The 21,309-nt window shown below is 70.9% G+C and carries 18 protein-coding genes and 2 tRNA genes; 6 read left to right on the forward strand and 14 right to left on the reverse strand.

The window, feature by feature from the left end; genetic code table 11:
* Window positions 1-207: 207 nt before the first annotated feature.
* Complete coding sequence (locus ACFWIC_RS14350) at window positions 208-1,110, reverse strand: rhomboid family intramembrane serine protease (protein WP_380518497.1); 903 nt, start codon at window positions 1,108-1,110, stop codon at window positions 208-210.
* A 356-nt stretch (window positions 1,111-1,466) separates the two neighbouring features.
* On the opposite strand from ACFWIC_RS14350, the gene ACFWIC_RS14355 reads away from it, so the two are divergent.
* Window positions 1,467-2,303, forward strand: coding sequence for a DUF5324 family protein (locus tag ACFWIC_RS14355; RefSeq protein WP_380364396.1), 837 nt, complete (start codon window positions 1,467-1,469; stop codon window positions 2,301-2,303).
* 71 nt (window positions 2,304-2,374) lie between these two features.
* Here ACFWIC_RS14355 and ACFWIC_RS14360 read toward each other — a convergent pair.
* The 13 genes from ACFWIC_RS14360 to dnaA all read right to left on the reverse strand — a co-directional run bounded on the left by ACFWIC_RS14360 (window position 2,375) and on the right by dnaA (window position 18,004).
* Window positions 2,375-2,447 (reverse strand) — tRNA-Ala (locus ACFWIC_RS14360).
* Between the two features lie 191 nt (window positions 2,448-2,638).
* A complete protein-coding gene (locus tag ACFWIC_RS14365; RefSeq protein ID WP_014137031.1) occupies window positions 2,639-2,767 on the reverse strand; it encodes a DLW-39 family protein in 129 nt (42 codons plus the stop codon).
* Between the two features lie 278 nt (window positions 2,768-3,045).
* On the reverse strand, window positions 3,046-3,369 hold the full coding sequence (locus ACFWIC_RS14370) for a DUF6191 domain-containing protein (RefSeq protein ID WP_329949608.1): 324 nt from the start codon (window positions 3,367-3,369) through the stop codon (window positions 3,046-3,048).
* 139 nt (window positions 3,370-3,508) lie between these two features.
* Window positions 3,509-3,585: transfer RNA gene (locus ACFWIC_RS14375), tRNA-Ile, on the reverse strand.
* Window positions 3,586-3,601: 16 nt separating this feature from the next.
* A complete protein-coding gene (locus ACFWIC_RS14380; protein ID WP_329949607.1) occupies window positions 3,602-4,993 on the reverse strand; it encodes a cyclopropane-fatty-acyl-phospholipid synthase family protein in 1,392 nt (463 codons plus the stop codon).
* A gap of 272 nt (window positions 4,994-5,265) precedes the next feature.
* Window positions 5,266-6,012 (reverse strand): DUF3566 domain-containing protein, encoded by a 747-nt coding sequence (locus tag ACFWIC_RS14385; protein WP_329884796.1) that lies wholly within the window; start codon window positions 6,010-6,012, stop codon window positions 5,266-5,268.
* A gap of 152 nt (window positions 6,013-6,164) precedes the next feature.
* Entirely contained in the window at window positions 6,165-8,777 is a 2,613-nt protein-coding gene (gene gyrA, locus ACFWIC_RS14390; RefSeq protein WP_329884797.1) for a DNA gyrase subunit A, read from the reverse strand.
* A gap of 56 nt (window positions 8,778-8,833) precedes the next feature.
* Window positions 8,834-10,858, reverse strand: coding sequence for a DNA topoisomerase (ATP-hydrolyzing) subunit B (gene gyrB / locus ACFWIC_RS14395; RefSeq protein WP_329884798.1), 2,025 nt, complete (start codon window positions 10,856-10,858; stop codon window positions 8,834-8,836).
* A gap of 248 nt (window positions 10,859-11,106) precedes the next feature.
* Window positions 11,107-11,646: a DciA family protein gene (locus ACFWIC_RS14400; RefSeq protein ID WP_329884799.1), complete on the reverse strand. Its 540-nt coding sequence runs from the start codon at window positions 11,644-11,646 to the stop codon at window positions 11,107-11,109.
* A 125-nt stretch (window positions 11,647-11,771) separates the two neighbouring features.
* Window positions 11,772-12,905: a DNA replication/repair protein RecF gene (gene recF, locus ACFWIC_RS14405; RefSeq protein ID WP_329884800.1), complete on the reverse strand. Its 1,134-nt coding sequence runs from the start codon at window positions 12,903-12,905 to the stop codon at window positions 11,772-11,774.
* A gap of 65 nt (window positions 12,906-12,970) precedes the next feature.
* Window positions 12,971-13,846: a phosphogluconate dehydrogenase (NAD(+)-dependent, decarboxylating) gene (gene gnd / locus ACFWIC_RS14410; protein ID WP_329949605.1), complete on the reverse strand. Its 876-nt coding sequence runs from the start codon at window positions 13,844-13,846 to the stop codon at window positions 12,971-12,973.
* Between the two features lie 156 nt (window positions 13,847-14,002).
* Entirely contained in the window at window positions 14,003-15,133 is a 1,131-nt protein-coding gene (gene dnaN / locus ACFWIC_RS14415) for a DNA polymerase III subunit beta (RefSeq protein WP_329884802.1), read from the reverse strand.
* 984 nt (window positions 15,134-16,117) lie between these two features.
* Window positions 16,118-18,004 (reverse strand): chromosomal replication initiator protein DnaA, encoded by a 1,887-nt coding sequence (gene dnaA, locus ACFWIC_RS14420; RefSeq protein ID WP_380518505.1) that lies wholly within the window; start codon window positions 18,002-18,004, stop codon window positions 16,118-16,120.
* 441 nt (window positions 18,005-18,445) lie between these two features.
* Between dnaA and rpmH the strand changes: the two genes are divergently transcribed.
* The 5 genes from rpmH (at window position 18,446) to ACFWIC_RS14445 (ending at window position 21,159) form a co-directional block, all read left to right on the forward strand.
* Entirely contained in the window at window positions 18,446-18,583 is a 138-nt protein-coding gene (gene rpmH / locus ACFWIC_RS14425) for a 50S ribosomal protein L34 (RefSeq protein WP_030392420.1), read from the forward strand.
* Window positions 18,584-18,601: 18 nt separating this feature from the next.
* Complete coding sequence (gene rnpA, locus ACFWIC_RS14430; RefSeq protein ID WP_329884804.1) at window positions 18,602-19,030, forward strand: ribonuclease P protein component; 429 nt, start codon at window positions 18,602-18,604, stop codon at window positions 19,028-19,030.
* Window positions 19,027-19,398, forward strand: a complete 372-nt coding sequence (gene yidD / locus ACFWIC_RS14435) for a membrane protein insertion efficiency factor YidD (protein WP_329884805.1) — start codon at window positions 19,027-19,029, stop codon at window positions 19,396-19,398. The genes rnpA and yidD overlap by 4 nt, the downstream gene beginning before the upstream one ends.
* Window positions 19,395-20,543, forward strand: coding sequence for a membrane protein insertase YidC (gene yidC, locus ACFWIC_RS14440; protein ID WP_380518509.1), 1,149 nt, complete (start codon window positions 19,395-19,397; stop codon window positions 20,541-20,543). Before yidD ends, yidC begins: the two co-directional genes overlap by 4 nt.
* A gap of 85 nt (window positions 20,544-20,628) precedes the next feature.
* On the forward strand, window positions 20,629-21,159 hold the full coding sequence (locus tag ACFWIC_RS14445) for a R3H domain-containing nucleic acid-binding protein (protein WP_329884807.1): 531 nt from the start codon (window positions 20,629-20,631) through the stop codon (window positions 21,157-21,159).
* Window positions 21,160-21,309 lie beyond the last annotated feature (150 nt).

Consider the following 21,309-nt stretch of genomic DNA (forward strand, 5'->3'; position numbering starts at 1 on the left):
GTTTATCCACATGGTTATCCACACTGGGGAAAAGTCACGCGGGCCTGTGGATAACTCGCGCCGGGGGCGCTTTCCACACTCTCGCGCGCCCCTCCCCCGAATGCCGAATACGCACAGCAGGACACGCGTAGAACAGTCGTCCGCACCCGGGCCTCCGCACCGCCTGTGCACAGCCACCCACCCGCTGTGGACAACCGTGCGGAGGCGTCACCCGTAGCTGGCCGTACCCACCAGAACCATCAGCAGGACCAGCCCGGCCACCCCCGCCACCGTGAGCCCCTGCACCGCCGCCCGGTTGGCGCGCGGGGCGTACATCAGGCCCGCCGCGGTCAGCGTCCCCGCGACCAGGCCGCCGAGGTGCGCCCGCCAGTCGATCCCGGGCACCGAGAAGGTGACGATCAGGTTGAACACCAGCAGCGCGGCCACCGGGCCGAGCGGCGCCCGGACCTTGCGGTACATCACCAGGGTCGCGCCGAGCAGGCCGAAGATCGCGCCCGAGGCGCCCAGCGACTTCATCCCGTCGCCGTCCAGCAGGAACGCGAACGCGCTGCCGGCCAGTCCCGAGAGCAGGTAGAGCGTCAGGAAGCGGAGCCGTCCCAGCGCCGACTCCAGCGCGGGGCCCATCACCCAGAGCATCAGCATGTTGGTGGCGATGTGCCAGGGCGCGGTGTGCAGGAAGACCGCGGTCAGCAGCCGGTACCACTGCTCCGGTCCCTCGGCGACGCCGTACGGGAAGCCGGTGTAGCGCGGGTCGAAGCTGACCAGCATGAGGTCGTCGGCCAGCCAGGGCTTGAGGACGTAGGCGGCCAGCACGAAGACCGCCAGGTTGACGCCGATCAGCACCTTGGTGACCAGGGCGCCGTCCCCGGCCGGCTGCCCGCCGAACCGGGTGGTCGCCCGGCGGACCTGGCGACCGCCCTCGCTGACGCACTCCGGGCAGTGGAAGCCCACCGACGCGTTCACCATGCACTGCGGGCAGATCGGCCGACCGCAGCGGGAGCAGCCGATGCCGGTCTCCTGCTCGGGGTGCCGGTAGCAGCGGGACAGCCCGCTCGCACCGCCCGGCCCGGGGACCCGGTCGGTCGGCTGCCTCGGCTCGTCCGGGAGCATCGGTTTTCCCCTTCCGCCACGACCTGCCACGACCTGCTGCGACGTACCTCGCCCTGCCGCGACGACGCGAACGCGGTCCCGGCGAACGCCGCCGGAACGGCCAGCCTACTGCGGCCATACCCCCCGCCCCACGGCCCCACCCTCCCCCGCGCCCGCGGCTCGCCGCCCTTCCCGGGCCCGGAGCCGGCCCTGCGTCCGGCCCCGGCACCGCCCCCCCGGCCCCGCGCCCGCGCCCGCGCGCCCGCCGGGCACGCCGCGCGTACGGCCCACTCCGGAGTGCCACCGGCCCGATCAGGATGCATGATCAGCATTCAGGTGGATATGTGCGTAAAAGACGCCACCAGGAGGAGAGACTCGTGACCCGTTTGGACTCAGCTCGTGAGACGGCCGGCAACCTCGCGGACAGCGCCAAGCAGCGCCTGGGCCCCACCCTGGACGCACTGGGCCCGAAGGCCTCCCAGGCCGCCCACAGCGCGCGCGTCCAGTACGACCGGCGCATCGCCCCGCAGATCGGTCACGCCTTCGCCAGCCTGCCGCCGGAGGCCCAGCAGAACACCCTCAAGGCCTTCCACCGGGCCCAGGAGGCCGCCCTGGCCGCCCGCCTGGCCGCCACCAAGGCCGCGGACCAGGCACGCACCACGGTCGGCACCAAGGTCGTCCAGGCGGTCGAGGAGGCCCGCGCCACCGTCACCCCGGTCGCACAGGAGGCACAGACCCGCAGCGCCGCCGCACTGACCGCCCTGCACGGCAACGTCACCTCGGCCGAGATCGGCGACCTCGCGGCCCGGAACCGCAGGAAGGCCCACCGCAGCGGCTGGGCCACCGGTCTGGCGGTCGCGGGCGCCCTGGCGATCGGCAGCGGCATCGTGGCCTGGCAGTGGTGGCGGCACCACAGCAACCCGGAGTGGCTGGTCGAACCGGCGAGCGGGACGTCACCGGCCCCCGCACGGTCCGGCGGCGCCCACGCCTCGGGCAGCGGCCCCACCGACGCGGTGAACGGCTCCAGGGCCGACGCCGCGGGGCCGGGAACCGGCGGCGGGCCCGAGGCCGGCGGCGTCTCCCCCGAACCGGGCCCACCGGTCGGCCGACCCGACAGCTCCGTGCCGTCGAACGGCTCCGACACCGGGTCCGGACCGGACCACGGCCACGACGACGACCGCCCCAAGCCGCACGACCCCCGGAAACCGCACTGAGAACGCAGATCGGCCGCTGACCCGGATTCAGGTCGGCGGCCGATCTGCTGCCCGCACGCGGTGGGCGACTGTGGAGCTTAGGAGACTCGAACTCCTGACATCTGCCTTGCAAAGGCAGCGCTCTACCAACTGAGCTAAAGCCCCGGGGCGGCATCGTGCGCACCGCCGGGCACTAGCGTACCCGGTCCCGGCGCGAATCCCACGCCCTGTCCCGGCACTCCTGCCGTACGGGTGGGGAAAGATCCGGTCGGTCCGGCCGCAGGGCCGGACCGACCGGACCGGGAGGCGCCGTGCGACGCCCCCGAAGATCGTCGATCGTCAGATCGTCGGCGTCCTCAGCGACCGGCCGGGACCGGGTCGGTGGCCTCGGTCCACAGGTCCTGCTCGGCGCGGTCCGCCTGGACCTGACGGTAGACAAAGAAGCCGCCGAGGGCGACCAGGGCGACCAGGAGAAGCTTCTTCACCGCGGGACCTCGTCCTTCTTGCGTTGGCGGACTCAGTAGCCGTGCACCGACCGGGTTCGATCGGGCCGACGAGTCCATGATTCCTTACGAGCACGAAAGGGCGGTCGGGTTGGCAGACTGCCCTTGCGGCCGATGATACACACCGGTGTCCCAATCGTGACCAGCCACCGCTGCTCCAACCGACCCGTCCGGTCGGAGGATTGACGCCACACCTCCTGTCGTACGGTCGGCCCGGCCCCGAACCCCCGCAGAGCCCCCCTGGAGCCCCCTCGAAGCCGTCACGGTTCCTGCCCACGGGAGGGGGGCACCACGACCGCCACACCGGCCGCCAGATCCACCCTGGTCCGGGGCGGCGCACCCTCGCCCTCCTCGTCGCGCAGCATCAGCGAGCTCTGCCGTTCGTCCAGCTGGTGCTGCTTGCCGGCCGCGAACTGCGCGTGCAGCTGCTCGAAGCCGGTCGCCGAGATCTGCCCCTCGCGACCCGTCCCCCGCCAGGGCACCAGACGCGACTTCCGCGCCTTCAGCGCCAACTGGTCGACGAAGGCCAGCGCCGCCAGGGCGCAGACCAGGCCGGGGATGCTCATCGCCCAGAACACCGCCATCACGCCACCGTCTCTCCACCGGGTGCCGCCCGCCGACGGGCGGTCCTCACCCGTACAACCCCCGGACGGCGCCCGCGGTTCCACCTCCGGAGCACGAGAACGCCGAAGGGCCCGGAGCGATGCTCCGGGCCCTTCGCGGTGGTGGGGCTAACAGGACTTGAACCTGTGGCCTCTTCCTTATCAGGGAAGCGCTCTAACCGTCTGAGCTATAGCCCCTTGCCGCACTGAAAGATTAGCGGACCGATCGCCGATCCCCCAAATCCGATTCACCCGGGGCAGCGGCAGGGGTTCCCGGGACGGGCTGGTGGGGGGCGGTACCGGAGGAGCGCAGCCACTCCTCGCGGGTGGCCGCCAGGCCGGCCGAACCGCCGGCGGTCGTGCGGACGGCGAGGATCTGGTTGACGCCGATCCGGTTCTCCTCGAAGGCCAGCGCGGAGGCCGCCATGTACAACCGCCAGACCCGCGCGCGGCCCCGGCCGACCAGCCGGACCGCCTCCGTCCAGTGCGCCTCCAGGTTGGCCACCCACTCACGCAGGGTCAGCCCGTAGTGCTCGCGCAGCGACTCGACGTCGCGCACCTCGAAGCCGGCCTCCTCCAGCAGGGAGACCGTGGGACCGACCGGGGAGAGCTCGCCGTCGGGGAAGACGTAGCGGTCGATGAACGGGCTCGGACGGTACGGCTCGCCGGGGACGTCGGGGCGGCGGGCGATCTGGTGGTTGAGGAGCCGGCCGCCGGGCACCAGCAGCCGGTAGAGGCCCTCGGCGTAGGCGCGGTACTGCGCGGCGCCGACGTGCTCGGCCATCCCGACGCTGGAGATCGCGTCGAACGGGCCGTCCGGGATCTCCCGGTAGTCCTGGAGACGGATCTCCACCCGGTCGGCCAGACCGGCCTCCTCGACCCGCTGCCGGGCCAGCGCGACCTGTTCGGCGGAGATGGAGACGCCGACCGCCGTCACGCCGTAGTGCCGGGCCGCGTGCAGCACCAGCGAGCCCCAGCCGGAGCCGACGTCCAGCAGCCGCATCCCCGGCCGCAGGCCGAGCTTGCGGCAGATGAGGTCCAGCTTCGCCTCCTGGGCCGCCTCCAGGCTCCTGGCGGCGGGCTCCCAGTACGCGCAGGAGTACACCAGCGACGGGCCCAGGACCAGCGCGTAGAAGTCGTTGCCGACGTCGTAGTGGTGGCTGATCGACGCCCGGTCCCGGCTCCGGCTGTGCAGCCGTCCCGCCGGGCGGGCCTCCTCCGGCGGCGGCACGGGGCGGGGCCCCAGCGCGCCGGCCCGCAACAGGGCGCCCGCCGCCCGGCGGCCCTTGACGCCCACGACCTCGGCCGGGCCGAACCGCAGCCGGCGGATCTCGGGGCGCTCGACGAAGTGGGCGACGTCGCGCAGCACCTCGTAGAGGTCGGTGCCGGGGGCGACCTCCAGGTCCCCCGAGACGTAGGCGCGGACCAGGCCCAGTTCACCGGGCTGCCAGAGCAGGTGGCGCAGCGCCCGGCGGTTGCGCAGGACCAGCGTGGGCGCCCCCGGCGGCCCCGCGACGCTGCCGTCCCATGCCTGGATCCGCAGCGGTACCGAGACCCCGAGCAGCCCGTCCAGGGCCTCGACCAGTCGCCGTGCGAGCTCCGCCATCGTGCGCCTCCGTCCTGCCGTACCTGCGCAGCCGTACCGGACCCGGCCGGTGGGACCGGGGAGGCCTGTGGCGGTCGGAACTCGGAACGAGCGCGTCCAGCTAAGCCCACCGCGACGGAGGCCGATTCGGACGGCACGCCGCGGGGACCGGCTGTCACCCGGATGCCGACGGGCCCCGCAGGCTGCAACAGCCTGCGGGGCCCGTTCATTTCCGTCCGCGGACGAAGATCCGTCCGTGCGGCGGCAGCTGACCCGGGATCACTCCCGGAGGGTCAGTCCTCCTCGGCGAGGGTCAGCTCGATGCCGCCGGTGAAGCCGGCCGCCGCGTTGTAGATGAACGCGGAGAGCGTGGACAGTGCGGTCAGCAGCACCACGTCGACCACGGCGATCAGCGAGGTGAAGGTCATCACCTTGCCGAAGCCGACGTAGTCCATCAGGTTCAGGCCGCCGCCGTTGTTCTCCGAGGCCGTGATGTCCTTCAGGGTCTTGGCCAGCGAGTCGAAGACGCCGAGCGAGTCCAGCGTCATCCACAGCACGGCCGCGGCCACGATGATGATGATCCCGACCGCCAGCGACAGCAGGAAGCTGACCTTCATCACCGACCACGGGTCGGCCTTGGTCACGCGCAACCGGGCCTTCCTGGTCCGGCCGCCCAGGCCGCCGACCGGCGCCGCCGCCGGAGCGGCGGGTCGGCGGGGGCCCGCGGCGGGCGTCCCGCCGGGCGGCGTGTTGCCGCCGCCGACCCGGGTGCCCCGGGGCGGGGTCGGCTGCCCCTTGGCGTAGGTGGTCGGCTGCGAGAACCCCGACCCTCCCGCCGGAGCGCCCGGCGGGGGCGGCGGGGCCTGCTGGCCGCCGTAGGTCGCCCCGCCCTGTCCCGCCGCGCCGACCGGGGGCATCAGCGAGGTGGACGCGGAGGGGTGTTCGGCCGGCGGCTGCGGCACCCCGTAGCCCCCGCCGCCCTGTGCTGCGCCCGGACGGCCGCCGGTGGCTCCTCCCGCAGCACCCGTGGCTCCACTCACTGGTCCTCCCGCACTTCCCACCAGGGCGGCGACACCGCCCTGCGTCGTCACTCGTCATCCAGCGCCCGGCGGGATTGCCCGGTACTGGTCGGCCGGCCGGTCCCCACGCGCCGTCTCACGGGCGCGTCGGTACCGGCCGACACGGTACGAGGTCAGGCCTCGGCGGTCTCCCCGCCCGGCGCCGTCTCCGTACCTTCGGCCACCTCGGTGGACTCGATGGCCGCCACCTCGTCCTCCGCCGACTCATCGTCCTCGGCCTCCGCTTCCGCGTTGCGGGCCATGCCCACCACCGCGTCGCGCTTTCCGAGGTTGATCAGTTGGACGCCCATGGTGTCACGTCCGGTTTCACGAACCTCGGAAACCCTTGTGCGGATCACTCCACCGGACAGTGTGATCGCCATGATCTCGTCGCTCTCGTCGACGACCAGCGCGCCGACCAGCGAGCCCCGGCCCTCGACGATCTTCGCCGCCTTGGTGCCGTAGCCGCCACGTCCCTGGACACGGTACTCGTCCACGCCCGTCCGCTTGGCGTACCCGCCGTCGGTGGCGGTGAAGACGTACGTCCCCGGCCGGACCACGTTCATCGAGAGCAGTTCGTCGTCCTCGCGGAAGGCCATGCCCTTGACGCCGGACGTGGCGCGCCCGGTGGACCGGAGCGCGTCGTCGGTCGCGGTGAAGCGGATCGACTGGGCCTTCTTGGAGACCAGCAGCAGGTCGTCCTCGGCGGAGACCAGCTCGGCGCCGATCAGCTCGTCGTCCCGGCCCTCCTCGTCCTGCCGCAGGTTGATCGCGATCAGGCCGCCGGAGCGCGGGGAGTCGTAGTCCTTCAGCAGCGTCTTCTTCACCAGGCCGGCCCGGGTGGCGAGGACCAGGTACGGCTTGTCCTCGTAGGTCCGGACGGCCATCACCTGGGCGATCTGCTCGTCCGGCTGGAAGGCCAGCAGGTTGGCCACGTGCTGGCCGCGGGCGTCGCGCCCGGCGTCCGGCAGCTCGTAGCCCTTGGCGCGGTAGACCCGGCCCTTGTTGGTGAAGAACAGGATCCAGTTGTGGGTCGTCGTCACGAAGAAGTGGTCGACGAGGTCGTCCTGCTTCAGCTGGGCACCGCGGACGCCCTTGCCGCCGCGCTTCTGCGAGCGGTAGAGGTCGGAGCGGGTCCGCTTGACGTAGCCGCCACGGGTGATCGTGACGACGATGTCCTCCTCCGCGATGAGGTCCTCGATGGAGAGGTCGCCGTCGGACGGGATGAGGGTCGAACGCCGCTCGTCGCCGTACTTCTCGACGATCGCGGTGAGCTCCTCCGAGATGATCTCGCGCTGACGGGTCGGCGAGGCCAGGATCGCGTTGTACTCGTCGATCTTGCGCTGCAGCTCGTCGTGCTCGTCCATGATCCGGCGGCGCTCCAGGGCGGCCAGCCGGCGGAGCTGCATCTCCAGGATCGCGTTGGCCTGGAGCTCGTCGATGTCGAGCAGGGCCATCAGACCGCTGCGGGCGGCGTCGGCGCTCTCCGAGGCACGGATGAGCGCGATCACCTCGTCGATCATGTCCAGGGCCTTGAGCAGGGCGCGCAGGATGTGCGCGCGCTCCTCGGCCTTGCGCAGCCGGAAGGTGGTGCGCCGGACGATGACCTCGACCTGGTGGTTGACCCAGTGCCGGATGAAGGCGTCGAGCGAGAGCGTGCGCGGCACGCCGTCGACCAGGGCCAGCATGTTGGCGCCGAAGTTGGTCTGCAGGTCGGTGTGCTTGTAGAGGTTGTTCAGCACGACCTTGGCGACGGCGTCGCGCTTGAGCACGACCACCAGGCGCTGGCCGGTGCGCGAGGAGGACTCGTCGCGGACGTCGGCGATGCCGGCGACCCTGCCGTCCTTGACCAGGTCGGCGATCTTCAGGGCGAGGTTGTCCGGGTTGACCTGGTAGGGCAGCTCGGTGATCACCAGGCACTGGCGGCCCTGGATCTCCTCGACCTCGACCACGGCGCGCATGGTGATCGAGCCGCGACCGGTGCGGTGCGCCTCCTCGATCCCGCGGCGGCCGACGATCAGGGCACCGGTCGGGAAGTCCGGGCCCTTGATCCGCTCCATCAGCGCTTCCAGCAGCTCCTCGTTGGAAGCCTCCGGGTGCTCCAGCGCCCAGAGTGCGCCGGAGGCCACCTCGCGCAGGTTGTGCGGCGGGATGTTGGTGGCCATGCCGACCGCGATGCCGGTGGCGCCGTTGACCAGCAGGTTGGGGATGCGCGCGGGCAGGACGGTCGGCTCCTGCGAGCGGCCGTCGTAGTTGGAGGCGAAGTCGACGGTCTCCTCGTCGATGTCGCGCATCATCTCCATGGCCAGCGGCATCATCTTGCACTCGGTGTAGCGCATGGCCGCGGCCGGGTCATTGCCCGGGGAGCCGAAGTTGCCGTTGCCGTCCACCAGCGGCATCCGCAGCGACCACGGCTGGGCCAGGCGGACCACGGTGTCGTAGATCGAGGTGTCGCCGTGCGGGTGGTAGTTGCCCATGACGTCGCCGACGACGCGGGCGCACTTGTAGTAGCCCTTCTCGGGGCGGTACCCGCCGTCGTACATCGCGTAGAGCACGCGGCGGTGCACCGGCTTGAGGCCGTCGCGCACCTCGGGCAGCGCTCGGCTCACGATGACGCTCATCGCGTAGTCGAGGTACGAGCGCTGCATCTCGGTCTCGAGCTCGACCGGCTCGATCCGCAGGGTGATCGCGGAGGCGACCTCGGGGGTCTCGGGCTGCTCGCCTTCGGGACGGTTGTCGTCGACCACTGGTGGTCAGTTTCCTTTCACGCGGACTGGATACGTGCGGGGCCTGGGTGCAGGCGTCACACGTCCAGGAAGCGGACGTCCTTGGCGTTGCGCTGGATGAAGGAGCGGCGGGCCTCGACGTCCTCGCCCATCAGGACGGAGAACAACTCGTCGGCGCGGGCGGCGTCCTCCAGGGTGACCTGGAGGAGCAGGCGGTGGGCCTGGTCCATGGTGGTGATCCGGAGCTCCTCGGCGTTCATCTCGCCGAGACCCTTGAACCGCTGGATCGCGTCGTCCTTCGGCAGGCGGCGGCCGGCGGCCACGCCCGCCGCGATCACGGCGTCGCGCTCGCGGTCGGAGTAGACGTACTCGAAGTCGTCCTTGCCCCACTTGATCTTGTACAGCGGGGGCATCGCCAGGTACACGTAGCCGGACTCGACCAGCGGCCGCATGAAGCGGAACAGCAGGGTGAGCAGCAGCGTCCGGATGTGCTGACCGTCGACGTCGGCGTCGGCCATCAGAACGATCTTGTGGTACCGGAGCTTGGACTCGTCGTAGTCCTCCTGGATGCCGCAGCCGAAGGCCGAGATCAGCGCCTGGACCTCGGTGTTCTGCAGCACCTTGTCGATCCGGGCCTTCTCGACGTTCAGGATCTTGCCGCGGATCGGCAGGATGGCCTGGATCCGCGGGTCGCGGCCCTGCTTGGCCGAGCCGCCGGCGGAGTCACCCTCGACGATGAAGATCTCGCACTCGGACGGGTCCTTGGACTGGCAGTCGCTCAGCTTGCCGGGCAGCGAGGCGGACTCCAGCAGGCCCTTGCGGCGCGTGAGGTCGCGCGCCTTGCGGGCGGCGACGCGCGCGGTGGCGGCCTGGATGGACTTGCGGATGATGTCCGAAGCCTCGTTGGGGTTGCGGTCCAGCCAGTCGTTGAGGTGCTCGTGGACCACCTTCTGGACGAAGGTCTTCGCCTCGGTGTTGCCCAGCTTGTCCTTGGTCTGGCCCTCGAACTGCGGCTCGCCGAGCTTGACCGAGATGATCGCGGTCAGGCCCTCGCGGATGTCCTCGCCGGAGAGGTTGTCGTCCTTCTCCCGGAGCAGCTTCTTGTCCCGCGCATAGCGGTTGACCAGACCGGTCAGCGCCGCGCGGAAGCCCTCCTCGTGGGTGCCGCCGCCGTGGGTGTGGATGGTGTTGGCGAAGGAGTAGACCCCCTCGGTGTACGAGGAGTTCCACTGCATGGCGATCTCCACCGAGATCGTCTTGTCCTTGTCCTCCGCCTCGAAGTCGATCACCGAGGGGTGGATCACGTCGCCCTTGCGGGAGTTGAGGTGGGCGACGAAGTCGGCGATGCCGCCGTCGTACTTGTAGGTGACGGAGAGCGGCTTGCCCTCCTCGTCGACGTGCTCGGGGCGCTCGTCGGTGAGCGAGATGGTCAGGCCCTTGTTGAGGAACGCCATCTCCTGGAAGCGCCGGGAGAGCGTCTCGAAGGAGTAGACCGTGGTCTCGAAGATGTCCGGGTCGGCCCAGAAGGTGACCGTCGTGCCGGTCCGGTCGGTGGCCTCGCCCTTGACCAGCGCCGCGGTCGGGGCGCCCATCTTGTAGTCCTGGGTCCAGCGGTGGCCGTCCCGGTCGATCTCCACCGCGAGCCGGGTGGAGAGCGCGTTCACCACGGAGACGCCGACGCCGTGCAGACCGCCGGAGACCGCGTAGCCGCCGCCGCCGAACTTGCCGCCCGCGTGCAGGACGGTGAGCACGACCTCGACGGCCGGCTTCTCCTGCCCGGGGACGATGTCCACCGGGATACCCCGGCCGTTGTCGACCACCCGGACCGCGCCGTCGGCGAGGAGCATGACGTCGATGGTGTCCGCGTACCCGGCCATCGCCTCGTCGACGGAGTTGTCCACGACCTCCTGCACCAGGTGGTGCAGGCCGCGCTCACCGGTCGAGCCGATGTACATGCCGGGACGCTTGCGGACGGCGTCGAGGCCCTCCAGCACCTGGATGTTGCTGCCGGTGTAGGAAGCCTGGTCGGTCTGGTCTGGGGTCTGGCTGGGGTTGCCGGAATCGGCCACGAAGCGCCCTCTCTGGCACAGCTCGGGCCGCATCCCCACCCCGTGCGGGCGGGCGTGCGACCACGGCGTTTCGACTCGGTTGCCACTAGCAACAGTGTTTGGCTCTCAGTCTACCGGTACGACTGACAGAGATGGGCGTTTGGCAGCCTCTGAGGGCAGATACGCCGCCCTGAATCCCCTCTGCACATGTCCCGATACTCGCCCCGGGGGCTGAGAGCGCCTGGAAGGGCCGTCAGGGGTTCCGGAAGATCCGAGTCCGCTCGGCCCCGGGCCGGCCGGGGTCAGCCCCAGGTGTCGCCCGGCCCCTTGCTGCCCGGAGCGCGCAGCCGGCCGTAACCGCGGACCGGGGCGGCCGGACCCAGCACCTTGATGGTCCGGACCGTGCCGTGACCCAGCTCGTGATTCAGACGGGCCACCAACTGCCTTGCCAACCATCGGAGTTGGGTCGCCCATGCGGTGGAGTCGCACTGCACGGTGAGAACCGCGGCCTCGTCGTCGTAGGACGTGGGGGTGCAGTGCGCGGCGATGTCCGGGCCGACGATCTGCGGCCACCGGCCCATCACGCCGCCGACGGCCGCCGAGGACTCCCAGCCGCGCTCGGTCAGCAGCCGGTTCAGTGCCGCCCCCAGCGGCACCGGGTCACGGCCGTCCGAGCGGGCCCCGCTGCGCAGACCGTGCCGCTTCGCCTCGCGCTTCTCGCGGACCTGCTCGCCGCGCTGGCGGGCCTGCGCCCGGGCCGCCCGCAGCGCCGACCGGGCCAGATCGGCGCCGGTCAGCTCGGCGCCGCCCTGCTGCGGGGAGTCCTGCGCCGGCTCGCTCACGGCGATCTCCTATCCCCAGCCTGTGGACAACGGTCAGCCGTCCAGCGTACGGGAGCGGGAGGGGTCCTCGGGGCGCCCCCGACCGCTGAGGGTGGGGGGATCGGGTGGGGAAACGGTGCCGGAGCTCAGCCGGTGACGCGCTGGACCGCTCCGTCGGCGACCGAGAACCGGACCCCGGCCAGCGCCTTCGGCACGTCCTCGGCGACGGCGGCGGTGACGAGCACCTGCTCGCCGCCGGCCACCAGTTCGGCCAGCCGGTCGCGGCGGGAGGCGTCCAGCTCGGCGAAGACGTCGTCGAGGACGAGCACCGGCTCACCGCCGTCGGCGCGCAGCAGTTCGTACGAGGCCAGCCGGAGCGCCAGCGCGAACGACCAGGACTCGCCGTGGCTGGCGTAGCCCTTGGCGGGCAGCGGACCGAGTCTGAGCACCAGCTCGTCCCGGTGCGGGCCGACCAGGGTGATCCCCCGCTCGACCTCCTGCTTGCGGACCGTCCGCAGGGCCTGGAGCAGCTGTTCCTCGGCCTGCTCGCGACTGCCGGGCAGTTCGCCCTCGAAGGAGCTGCGGTACTCCAGGACCGTCTCGCCGCCACCCGGTGCCAGCTGCCCGTAGGCGGCCGTGACCAGCGGCTGGAGGGCGGCCACCAGCTGGATCCGGAAGGCGGTCAGCTCGGCGCCGGACCGGGCCAGGTGACCGTCCCAGACCTCCAGGGTGGAGAGGTCGGCGCCCTTGCCGCCGCCGGCCCGGCGGGCCATCGCGGCGGTCTTCAGCAGGGCGTTGCGTTGCTTGAGCACCCGCTCGTAGTCCTGCCGGACGCCGGCCAGCCGGGGAGCGCGGGCGGTCAGCAGCTCGTCCAGGAACCGCCGTCGCTCACCGGGGTCGCCCTTCACCAGCGCGAGGTCCTCGGGGGCGAAGAGCACGGTGCGCAGCAGGCCCAGCACGTCGCGCGGCCGGACGTTGTCCGAGCGGTTGATCCGGGCCCGGTTGGCCTTGCCGGGGGTGATCTCCAGCTCGACCAGGGTGGTGCGGGTGCCGGCGACCACGGAGGCGCGCACCACGGCCCGCTCGGCGCCCAGCCTGATCAGCGGGGCGTCGGTGGCGACGCGGTGGCTGCCGAGGGTGGCGAGGTAGCCGACCGCCTCGACCAGGTTGGTCTTGCCCTGGCCGTTGGGACCCACGAACGCCGTCACGCCCGGGTCGAGGGAGACCTCGGCCCGGGCGTAGGAACGGAAGTCGGCGAGCGACAGATGCGCGACGTGCATGACTGTGGACTGCGCTCGCCTTCTGTGGAGAACCCGGTGGGACCACCCGGGTGGGGACTGCGGGACTACTTGGACTCCACCGCGTGGCCGCCGAACTGGTTGCGCAGCGCGGCGATCATCTTCATCTGCGGCGAGTCGTCCTGGCGGGAGGCGAAGCGGGCGAACAGCGACGCGGTGATGGCCGGCAGCGGCACGGCGTGGTCGATCGCCGCCTCGACGGTCCAGCGGCCCTCGCCGGAGTCGGCGGCCCAGCCCTTGAGCTTGGCCAGGTGCTCGTCGTCGTCGAGGGCGCGGACGGCCAGGTCCAGCAGCCAGGAGCGGATCACGGTGCCCTCCTGCCAGCTGCGGAAGACCTCGCGGACGTCGGTGACCTCGGGGGCCGCCTCCAGCAGCTCCCAGCCCTCGGCGAAGGCCTGCATCATCGCGTACTCGATGCCGTTGTGGACCATCTTGGCGAAGTGGCCGGCGCCGACCGCACCCGCGTGCACGGAGCCGAAGTCGCCCTCGGGCTTGAGCGCGTCGAAGACGGGCTGGACCTTCGCGACGTGCTCGGCCTGGCCGCCGTACATCAGCGCGTAGCCGTTCTCCAGGCCCCAGACGCCGCCGGAGACGCCGCAGTCGACGAAGCCGATCTCCTTGGCGGCGAGCGCCTCGGCGTGCTTGACGTCGTCGGTCCAGCGGGAGTTCCCGCCGTCCACCACCACGTCGCCGGGGGAGAGCAGCTCGGCCAGCTCGTCCACGGTGGCCTGGGTCGCGGCACCCGCCGGGACCATGACCCAGACGACGCGCGGGGCCTGGAGCTTGGAGACCAGCTCCTGAAGGCTCTCGACGTCGGAGATGTCGGGGTTGCGGTCGTAGCCGATGACGGTGTGGCCGGCGCGGCGGATCCGCTCGCGCATGTTGCCGCCCATCTTGCCGAGACCGATGAGGCCGAGCTCCATGACCTAATCCTTACCTGTGGTGACGTCCCTGCGGGCGGCGCCGTTGCCGCGCCTCCCCGAGCCTACGTGCTGAAGCGCGGAGGCCTCCCCGCGGTCGGGCCGACCGGGGGAGACTTCCACAGGTTTGTTCACAGGGCTGTGGGTGACGGCCCGGCGTCAGCCGGAGAGGCGGACCGGCATGATCAGGTACTGGTAGGCCTCGTCCGCCTCGGCGTCCACCGAGGCCTTGCCGCTGAGCAGCGCGGGCTTGGTCGGGGTGGTGAAGCTCAGCTGGGCGTAGGCGGAGTCGATGGCCTTGAGGCCCTCCTCCAGGTAGCCCGGGTTGAAGGCGATCGAGATGGCGTCACCCTCCAGGGAGGCGTCGATCCGCTCGGTGGCCTGCGCGTCGTCGCCCGAGCCGGCCTCCAGCGTGAGCACGCCCTCCTCGAAGTTCAGCCGGACCGGGGTGTTGCGCTCGGCGACCAGCGAGACGCGCTTGAGCGCCTCCAGGAAGGGCTGCGTCTGGATCGCCGCGATCGCGTTGAACTCGGTCGGGAAGAGGCTGCGGTACTTCGGGAACTCGCCCTCCAGCAGGCGGGTCGTGGTCCGCCGGCCGGCACCCTCGAAGCCGATCAGACCCTCGCCGGCGCCGCCGGAGGAGAGGGCGATCGAGACGGTGTCGCCGCTGCCCAGGGACTTGGCGATGTCCTGCAGGGTCTTCGCCGGCACCAGGGCGACCGCGGAGATGTCGGACTGCTCGGGCTTCCACAGCAGCTCGCGGACGGCGAAGCGGTAGCGGTCGGTGGCGGCCAGGGTGATCCGGTCGCCCTCGATCTCGACCCGCACACCGGTGAGCACCGGCAGGGTGTCGTCGCGGCCCGCGGCCACGGCGGCCTGGCTCACCGCGGAGGCGAAGACGTCGCCGGAGACGGTGCCGGTCGCGGTCGGCATCTGGGGCAGGGCGGGGTACTCGTCCACCGGGAGGGTGGGGAGGGTGAACCGCGAGCTGCCGCAGACCACGCTGACCCGCTGGCCGTCGGTGGAGAACTCCACGGGCCTGTTGGGCAGGTTCCGCGAGATGTCGTTCAGCAGCCGGCCGGAGACCAGCACGGTGCCGGCCTCCTCGATGTCGGCCTCCAGCCCGACCCGGGCCGAGACCTCGTAGTCGAAGCCGGACAGGGCCAGGCTGCCGTCCTGTGCCGTCAGCAGCAGGCCCGCCAGCACCGGCACCGGCGGCCGTGCCGGGAGGCTGCGGGCCGCCCAGGCCACCGCCTCCGCGAGGACGTCACGCTCCACCCGGAACTTCACCGGTAACCGCCTCCTGGATCGAGCGCTCCCGCTCGCACGTCTGGTTCTTCTGATCTTGGTCTTCGGTCCGCCTGGCCGCCGAGCTCTGCCGCTCCGTGTCCAGTCGCCGAGGACAGTCTGACGTACTCCACCGACAGACGGGGCAGACGGGCGGAAGCAAGTCGAACGGATGTCGGTGAGCGGTTGTCCACAGATTTCGGCCCCACCCACTTTTGAGCTCATCGAACGGTCTATAGGTGTAGTGGTAGTAGTAGGGCCTGTGGAAACCGTGGATAACCCTGTTTGCGCAGGTCAGACCAGGTTTTTTGTCCACAGGGGGTGTGGACCGGGCCTGTGGACGAGCAGGCCCCGCTGTGGACGGCGGAGCGTTACCCACAGGGCACGCTGAGTATCCACAGGTTATCCCCAGCTCCGTCCCCAGATCCGGGCCCGGTTATCCACGGGCCCCGGTCAACATTTCGTGACGCCTTTCACACCTGGGCGTGAACGGCTGCGGAAGGTTGTCGAACTGTGGACACGCCTGTGGACAACCTGGGGATAACCGGGGCTCTCCTGGGGACAACCGGTGGACAACCCGGATGGCCTACTGACGGGCCGACAATTGTCCACAGGCTGTGGATAACGGTTGTGCACAAGTCCACAGGCACCTGACCTGCGCGGAAGAGCGTAGCGGTGGCGGGCCTGTGGAGGAATTCTGGATAACTCACGGCTTCCGGGCCTGTGGACGACGGGAACCCGGTCCGGCCTGTGGATTCCGGCCCTGCGCGCCCGGGGTGTTCGAATCCCTGGTCAGATGTTCGGCGCGGGCTGTGGACTGGCGGTGCATCCGTCGCAGGACATGCCTGCCCCGTCGGAGGCCCGCGCACACCTCGAACATGCCGAAAGGGCGTCAGGATCGCTCCTGACGCCCTTTTCCGGCCACCTGCGGCCGCCACTGCCACTGCCGGGCCCGCCCCGGCGGACGGGCCCGTGCGGCGGCTCCGGCTAGCTCTTGATGCGGTTGGTGAGTTCGGTGACCTGGTTGTAGATCGAGCGCCGCTCGGCCATCAGCGACCGGATCTTGCGGTCGGCGTGCATCACCGTGGTGTGGTCGCGACCGCCGAACTGCGCGCCGATCTTCGGCAGCGAGAGGTCGGTGAGCTCCCGGCACAGGTACATCGCGATCTGACGGGCCGTCACCAGTACGCGGCTGCGGGAGGATCCGCAGAGGTCGTCCACACCCAGCCCGAAGTAGGCGGCGGTCTGCTGCATGATGACCTGCGCGGTGATCTCCGGCCCCGCGTCCTCGTCGCCGCCCGGGATGAGGTCCTTGAGGACGATGCCGGCCAGCTCCAGGTCGACCGGCGCCCGGTTGAGGTTGGCGAAGGCGGTGACCCGGATCAACGCGCCCTCCAACTCCCGGATGTTCCGGGTGATCCGGGACGCGATGAACTCCAACACGTCCGCGGGGGCGTTCAGTTGCTCCTGGATCGCCTTCTTGCGCAGGATCGCGATGCGGGTCTCCAGCTCCGGCGGGGTGACGTCGGTGATCAGCCCCCACTCGAAGCGGTTGCGGAGCCGGTCCTCCAGCGTGGTCAGCAACTTGGGCGGCCGGTCGGAGGAGAGGACGATCTGCTTGTTGGCGTTGTGCAGGGTGTTGAAGGTGTGGAAGAACTCCTCCTGCGTGGACTCCTTGCTCGCCAGGAACTGCACGTCGTCCACGAGCAGGATGTCCATGTCCCGGTACCGCTTGCGGAAGGTGTCCGCCTTGCCGTCCCGGATCGAGTTGATGAACTCGTTGGTGAACTCCTCCGAGGACACGTAGCGCACCCGGGTGCCCGGGAAGAGGCTGCGGGAGTAGTGCCCGATGGCGTGCAGCAGGTGGGTCTTGCCCAGTCCGGACTCGCCGTAGATGAAGAGCGGGTTGTACGCCTTGGCCGGAGCCTCGGCGACGGCCACCGCGGCCGCGTGCGCGAACCGGTTGCTCGCGCCGATGACGAAGGTGTCGAAGAGGTACTTGGGGTTCAGTCGGGCGGCCGGCTCGTCCTTGCGGGAGCCCCCTGCCGGGGGACCGCCGGGCGGGGCCGGCACCCCGGGCACCGCCTGGCGGTCGGTGGCGCGCTCGGCGCCGCGGTCGGTCGGGGCCTTCTCCGCCGAGCGTCCGCCGGGCGGGCGGCCCGTGGGGGCGCGGCGGCCGGAGCCGGTCCGCGGGTGCTCGCCGGGGCCGGGGCCGTACGCGCCGCCGAACAGGTCGCCCTGCGTGGTCGAGGGCGGCCCGGGCACGGCGGGGCGGGGCGAGGGGCGCTGGGACTCCGCCTGGCGGTCGTCGTCCCGGTAGTCCTCGCGGTACTCCGGGGACGGCTCGGGGTAGCCGGAGCGCCCCTGCTCCTCGTCCCAGTCCTGCTGCCGGGACGGCACGCCGTACCCGCCCCCGGCCCCGCCGCCGTACGAGGGCGCCGGGTGCTCGGGGTAGCCGCCGCCGTACTGGTCGTGGCCGTACTGGTCGCGGCCGTGGTCCGACTCGTAGGGGCGCTCGTACGCGGGCCGTCCGTAGTCGGCGCCGCCGGTCTGCGGGGGGTACGGCTCGGAGGCCGGCGGCTCGGCCGGCACGGGGAAGGGGGCCACGGCGTTGGCGTCGACCATCACGGCGATCCGGACCGGACGGCTGAGCTCGCGGCTGAGGGCCTCGGTCAGCTGCGGGAGCAGCCGACCCTCCAGCACCTGCTTGGCCCGCTCGTTGGGGGTCGCCAGCAGGGCGGTGTCGTGCATCATCCACATCGGTTGGGTGCGCTGCACCCACTGCTTGTCCATCTCCCCGACGTCCGGGTCGCCGACCAGCCGCTCGACGACCCTTGCCCAGACAGGGACGAGGTCGCTGTTGACATCAGCCACTGGTGCACGCTTTCTCGGTTCCCCGCGGCTCCAGCAGGGGTGGTGGATCAAGGATCTGTGGATCGTGGTCCGTTACCGAAGAACAAACCAGACAAGTCCTGCAACGGTAGTCAGCGAACAGAGCCGGATCAAGTCGTTGTCCACAGGCTGTGGGCAAAGGGCGGGGCGGACGCCCCGGGAGGGGCGCGGACAAGCGGCTGGTTTGACCCTCGTGCCCCGTCCCGCGTACCGTAACCAGGTCGAGTTGTCGATGGCCGCTGCCGCATGTCCGCGGGTCCACCCGCTCCATAAGGCGCGCAGCACGGGCGCCGTGGATTGCCCAGAACCCCAGCCGAACTGGGGTGATGGGCCGGATTTCCGAATCAGGGGAGATCACGCGGACGCACGGTGACGGCCAAGCGATCTACCCGTCATCCTACGATTCACCTCAGGAGCCCCCGAGTGAGCAAGCGCACCTTCCAGCCGAACAACCGTCGTCGCGCCAAGACCCACGGCTTCCGGCTGCGTATGCGTACCCGCGCCGGCCGCGCCATCCTGGCTGCCCGCCGTGGCAAGGGCCGCACCAGCCTGTCCGCCTGATCCGCACCAGAGTCTGTTGTGCTGCCCTCCGAGAATCGGCTGCGGCGGCGCCAGGACTTCGCGACCGCAGTCAAACGCGGTCGCCGGGCCGGTAGGCCCCTACTGGTCGTCCATCTCGCCAGAGAGGACGCCCAGGGGGGCCGGACCGACCGGGCCAGCGACTCCCACCCGCACGTCGCCGAGGGGACCCCTTCGGCGCGTGCGGGTTTCGTCGTGAGCAAGGCCGTTGGCCCGGCGGTCATCCGCAACCTGGTCAAGCGCCGGCTGCGCCACCTTGTGCGTGATCGTCTGTCCCGGCTGCCCGCCGGTAGCCTGATAGTGGTGCGTGCGCTGCCCCAAGCCGCGTCCGCCTCGTACCAGGAGCTCGAACGCGACCTGGACGCGGCGCTCAAACGGCTGCTCAAGGCCGAGCACGCCGTTGCGGCGCCGACGGGAGCAGGGCGATGAAGTACCTGCTGATGGGTTTGATCAGGGTCTACCAGTGGACCATCAGCCCACTGCTCGGTCCGGTCTGCCGCTACTACCCCTCCTGCTCGCACTACGGCTACGAGGCCGTGAAGGTGCACGGGGCGGTGAAGGGCGGCGGCCTGACCGCGTGGCGCATCCTGCGTTGCAATCCGTGGACGCCCGGTGGGGTCGACCATGTTCCGCCGCGCAGGCACCCGGTATGGCACCGCCGGTTGCGCGACCTGCTGAAGAGCCGGTCCGCCGCAGACCAGCCGGTGATCATGCCCCCCGCCGGTCCGGACCCAGAGGGCCCGGCGACCATTGGCCCCGTGGGGCCAATCCCAATGTCCAAGGAGCCTGACCGGTGACCTTCTCCTTCCTCAACCCCCTGTACACAGCGGTGTCCTGGATCATCGTCCAGTTCCACTCGCTGTACAGCCACGTTTTCGATCCGAACGGTGGCTGGGCCTGGGGTCTGGCCATCGCCTCGATGGTGGTCGTCATCCGGATCTGCCTGATCCCGCTCTTCGTGAAGCAGATCAAGGCGACCCGGGCCATGCAGGCGATCCAGCCGAAGATGAAGGCCATCCAGGAGCGGTACAAGAACGACCGCCAGCGCCAGTCCGAAGAGATGATGAAGCTGTACAAGGAGGCGGGTACCAACCCGTTCTCCAGCTGCCTTCCCATCCTCGTGCAGGCGCCGTTCTTCACCGCGCTCTACGGCGTGCTCGCCAAGGTCGCCGACGGCAAGCCGATCGGGGTCATCGACGGCACCCTGCTCGACAGCGCCCAGCAGGCCCACATCTTCGGTGCCCCGCTCTCGGCCACCTTCGTGGGCAGCCCCGAGGTCAGCGTCAAGATCGTCGTCGCAGTGATGATCATCCTGATGTCGCTGTCGCAGTTCGTCACCCAGCGCCAGCTGATGACGAAGAACATGGACCTCACGGTCAAGACGCCGTTCATGCAGCAGCAGAAGATGCTGATGTACGTCTTCCCGATCATGTTCGCCGTGATGGGCATCAACTTCCCCGTCGGTGTGCTCGTCTACTGGCTGACCACCAACGTCTGGTCGATGGGCCAGCAGCTGATCGTCATCCGGAACAACCCGACGCCGGGCAGCAAGGCCTGGGACGAGCGCCAGGACCGCCTCAAGAAGGCGGGCCGGCTGAACCCGGACGGCTCGGTCATCACCGGTCCGCTGTGGGGCCTCCTGCCGGCCAAGAAGTCCGCCGCGACCGCCGACGCCGTGGTCGAGGAGTCGGTGCAGGTACGCCGCCAGCAGCCGCGGAAGCAGACCAAGTCGCAGCGCCAGCACGGTGCCCCGACGACCAGCCTCACCAAGGACGCCCCCGCGGAGACGCCGGCGCAGGAGCCCTCGGACGCCGCCCCGGCGGACACGCCGCCGGCCGCTGCCAAGCAGACCGCGGCCCGGCCCGCCGGCGCCAGGTCGGGCCCCGCCCGGCGGCAGCCGAAGCGCGGCGGCGGCGGGCAGCGGCCGAAGAAGAAGTCCTGACCCGTCCGGCCCCGGCCTGTTCCAGCGGCCCCCCGAACCTCGTTACCGGCCCACCACCCGGGCCCATCTCCGAAGGAGTCCATCAGTGACGGAAGGCACCACCTCCGCCGTCGAGGCCGAGGCCGTCGCCAGCACCGACGAGAACGTCGTCGCCCGGCTGGAGCAGGAGGGCGACATCGCGGCGGACTACCTGGAGGGTCTGCTCGACATCGCCGACCTCGACGGTGACATCGACATGGACGTCGAGGGCGATCGCGCCCTGGTCTCCATCGTCGGCGAAGGCAACGACCGTTCCCTGCAGCGTCTGGTCGGCCAGGACGGCGAGGTGCTGGAGGCACTGCAGGAGCTGACCCGGTTGGCCGTCCACCGGGAGACCGGCGAGCGCAGCCGCCTGATGCTGGACATCGCCGGGTTCCGGGCCCGCAAGCGCGAGGAGCTGGCCGAGCTCGGGGCCAAGGCCGCGGAGCAGGTGAAGGGCTCGGGGGAGCAGGTCAAGCTGCGTCCCATGACGCCGTTCGAGCGCAAGGTCGTCCACGACGCGGTCGCCGCGGCAGGTCTGCGCAGCGAGTCCGAGGGCGAGGAGCCCCAGCGGTGCGTGGTCGTGCTGCCGGTCTGACCGGCAGGTCGACGACCGGCTGCCTCGGCGGCCGGCACGCTTCAGAGGACTCGACCCCGTCCGCCGTGCGCGGACGGGGTCGTCGTCCCTTCGCGGGGCGTTGGTCCGGCGAAAGATGTTTCACGTGAAACGGTGTGCGGAGAGCGGGTC

It is taken from the genome of Kitasatospora sp. NPDC127035 (assembly GCF_042726075.1).
GTDB lineage: Bacteria > Actinomycetota > Actinomycetes > Streptomycetales > Streptomycetaceae > Kitasatospora.

Coding starts and splice junctions, on each gene's coding strand:
- ACFWIC_RS14350 (WP_380518497.1), bottom strand. CDS start 1,110: ATGCTCCCGGACGAGCCGAGGCAGCCGACCGACCGGGTCCCCGGGCCG.
- ACFWIC_RS14370 (WP_329949608.1), bottom strand. CDS start 3,369: ATGGCGGTGTTCTGGGCGATGAGCATCCCCGGCCTGGTCTGCGCCCTG.
- ACFWIC_RS14380 (WP_329949607.1), bottom strand. CDS start 4,993: ATGGCGGAGCTCGCACGGCGACTGGTCGAGGCCCTGGACGGGCTGCTC.
- gyrB (WP_329884798.1), bottom strand. CDS start 10,858: ATGCGGCCCGAGCTGTGCCAGAGAGGGCGCTTCGTGGCCGATTCCGGC.
- recF (WP_329884800.1), bottom strand. CDS start 12,905: ATGCACGTCGCGCATCTGTCGCTCGCCGACTTCCGTTCCTACGCCCGG.
- gnd (WP_329949605.1), bottom strand. CDS start 13,846: ATGGAGCTCGGCCTCATCGGTCTCGGCAAGATGGGCGGCAACATGCGC.
- yidD (WP_329884805.1), top strand. CDS start 19,027: ATGAAGTACCTGCTGATGGGTTTGATCAGGGTCTACCAGTGGACCATC.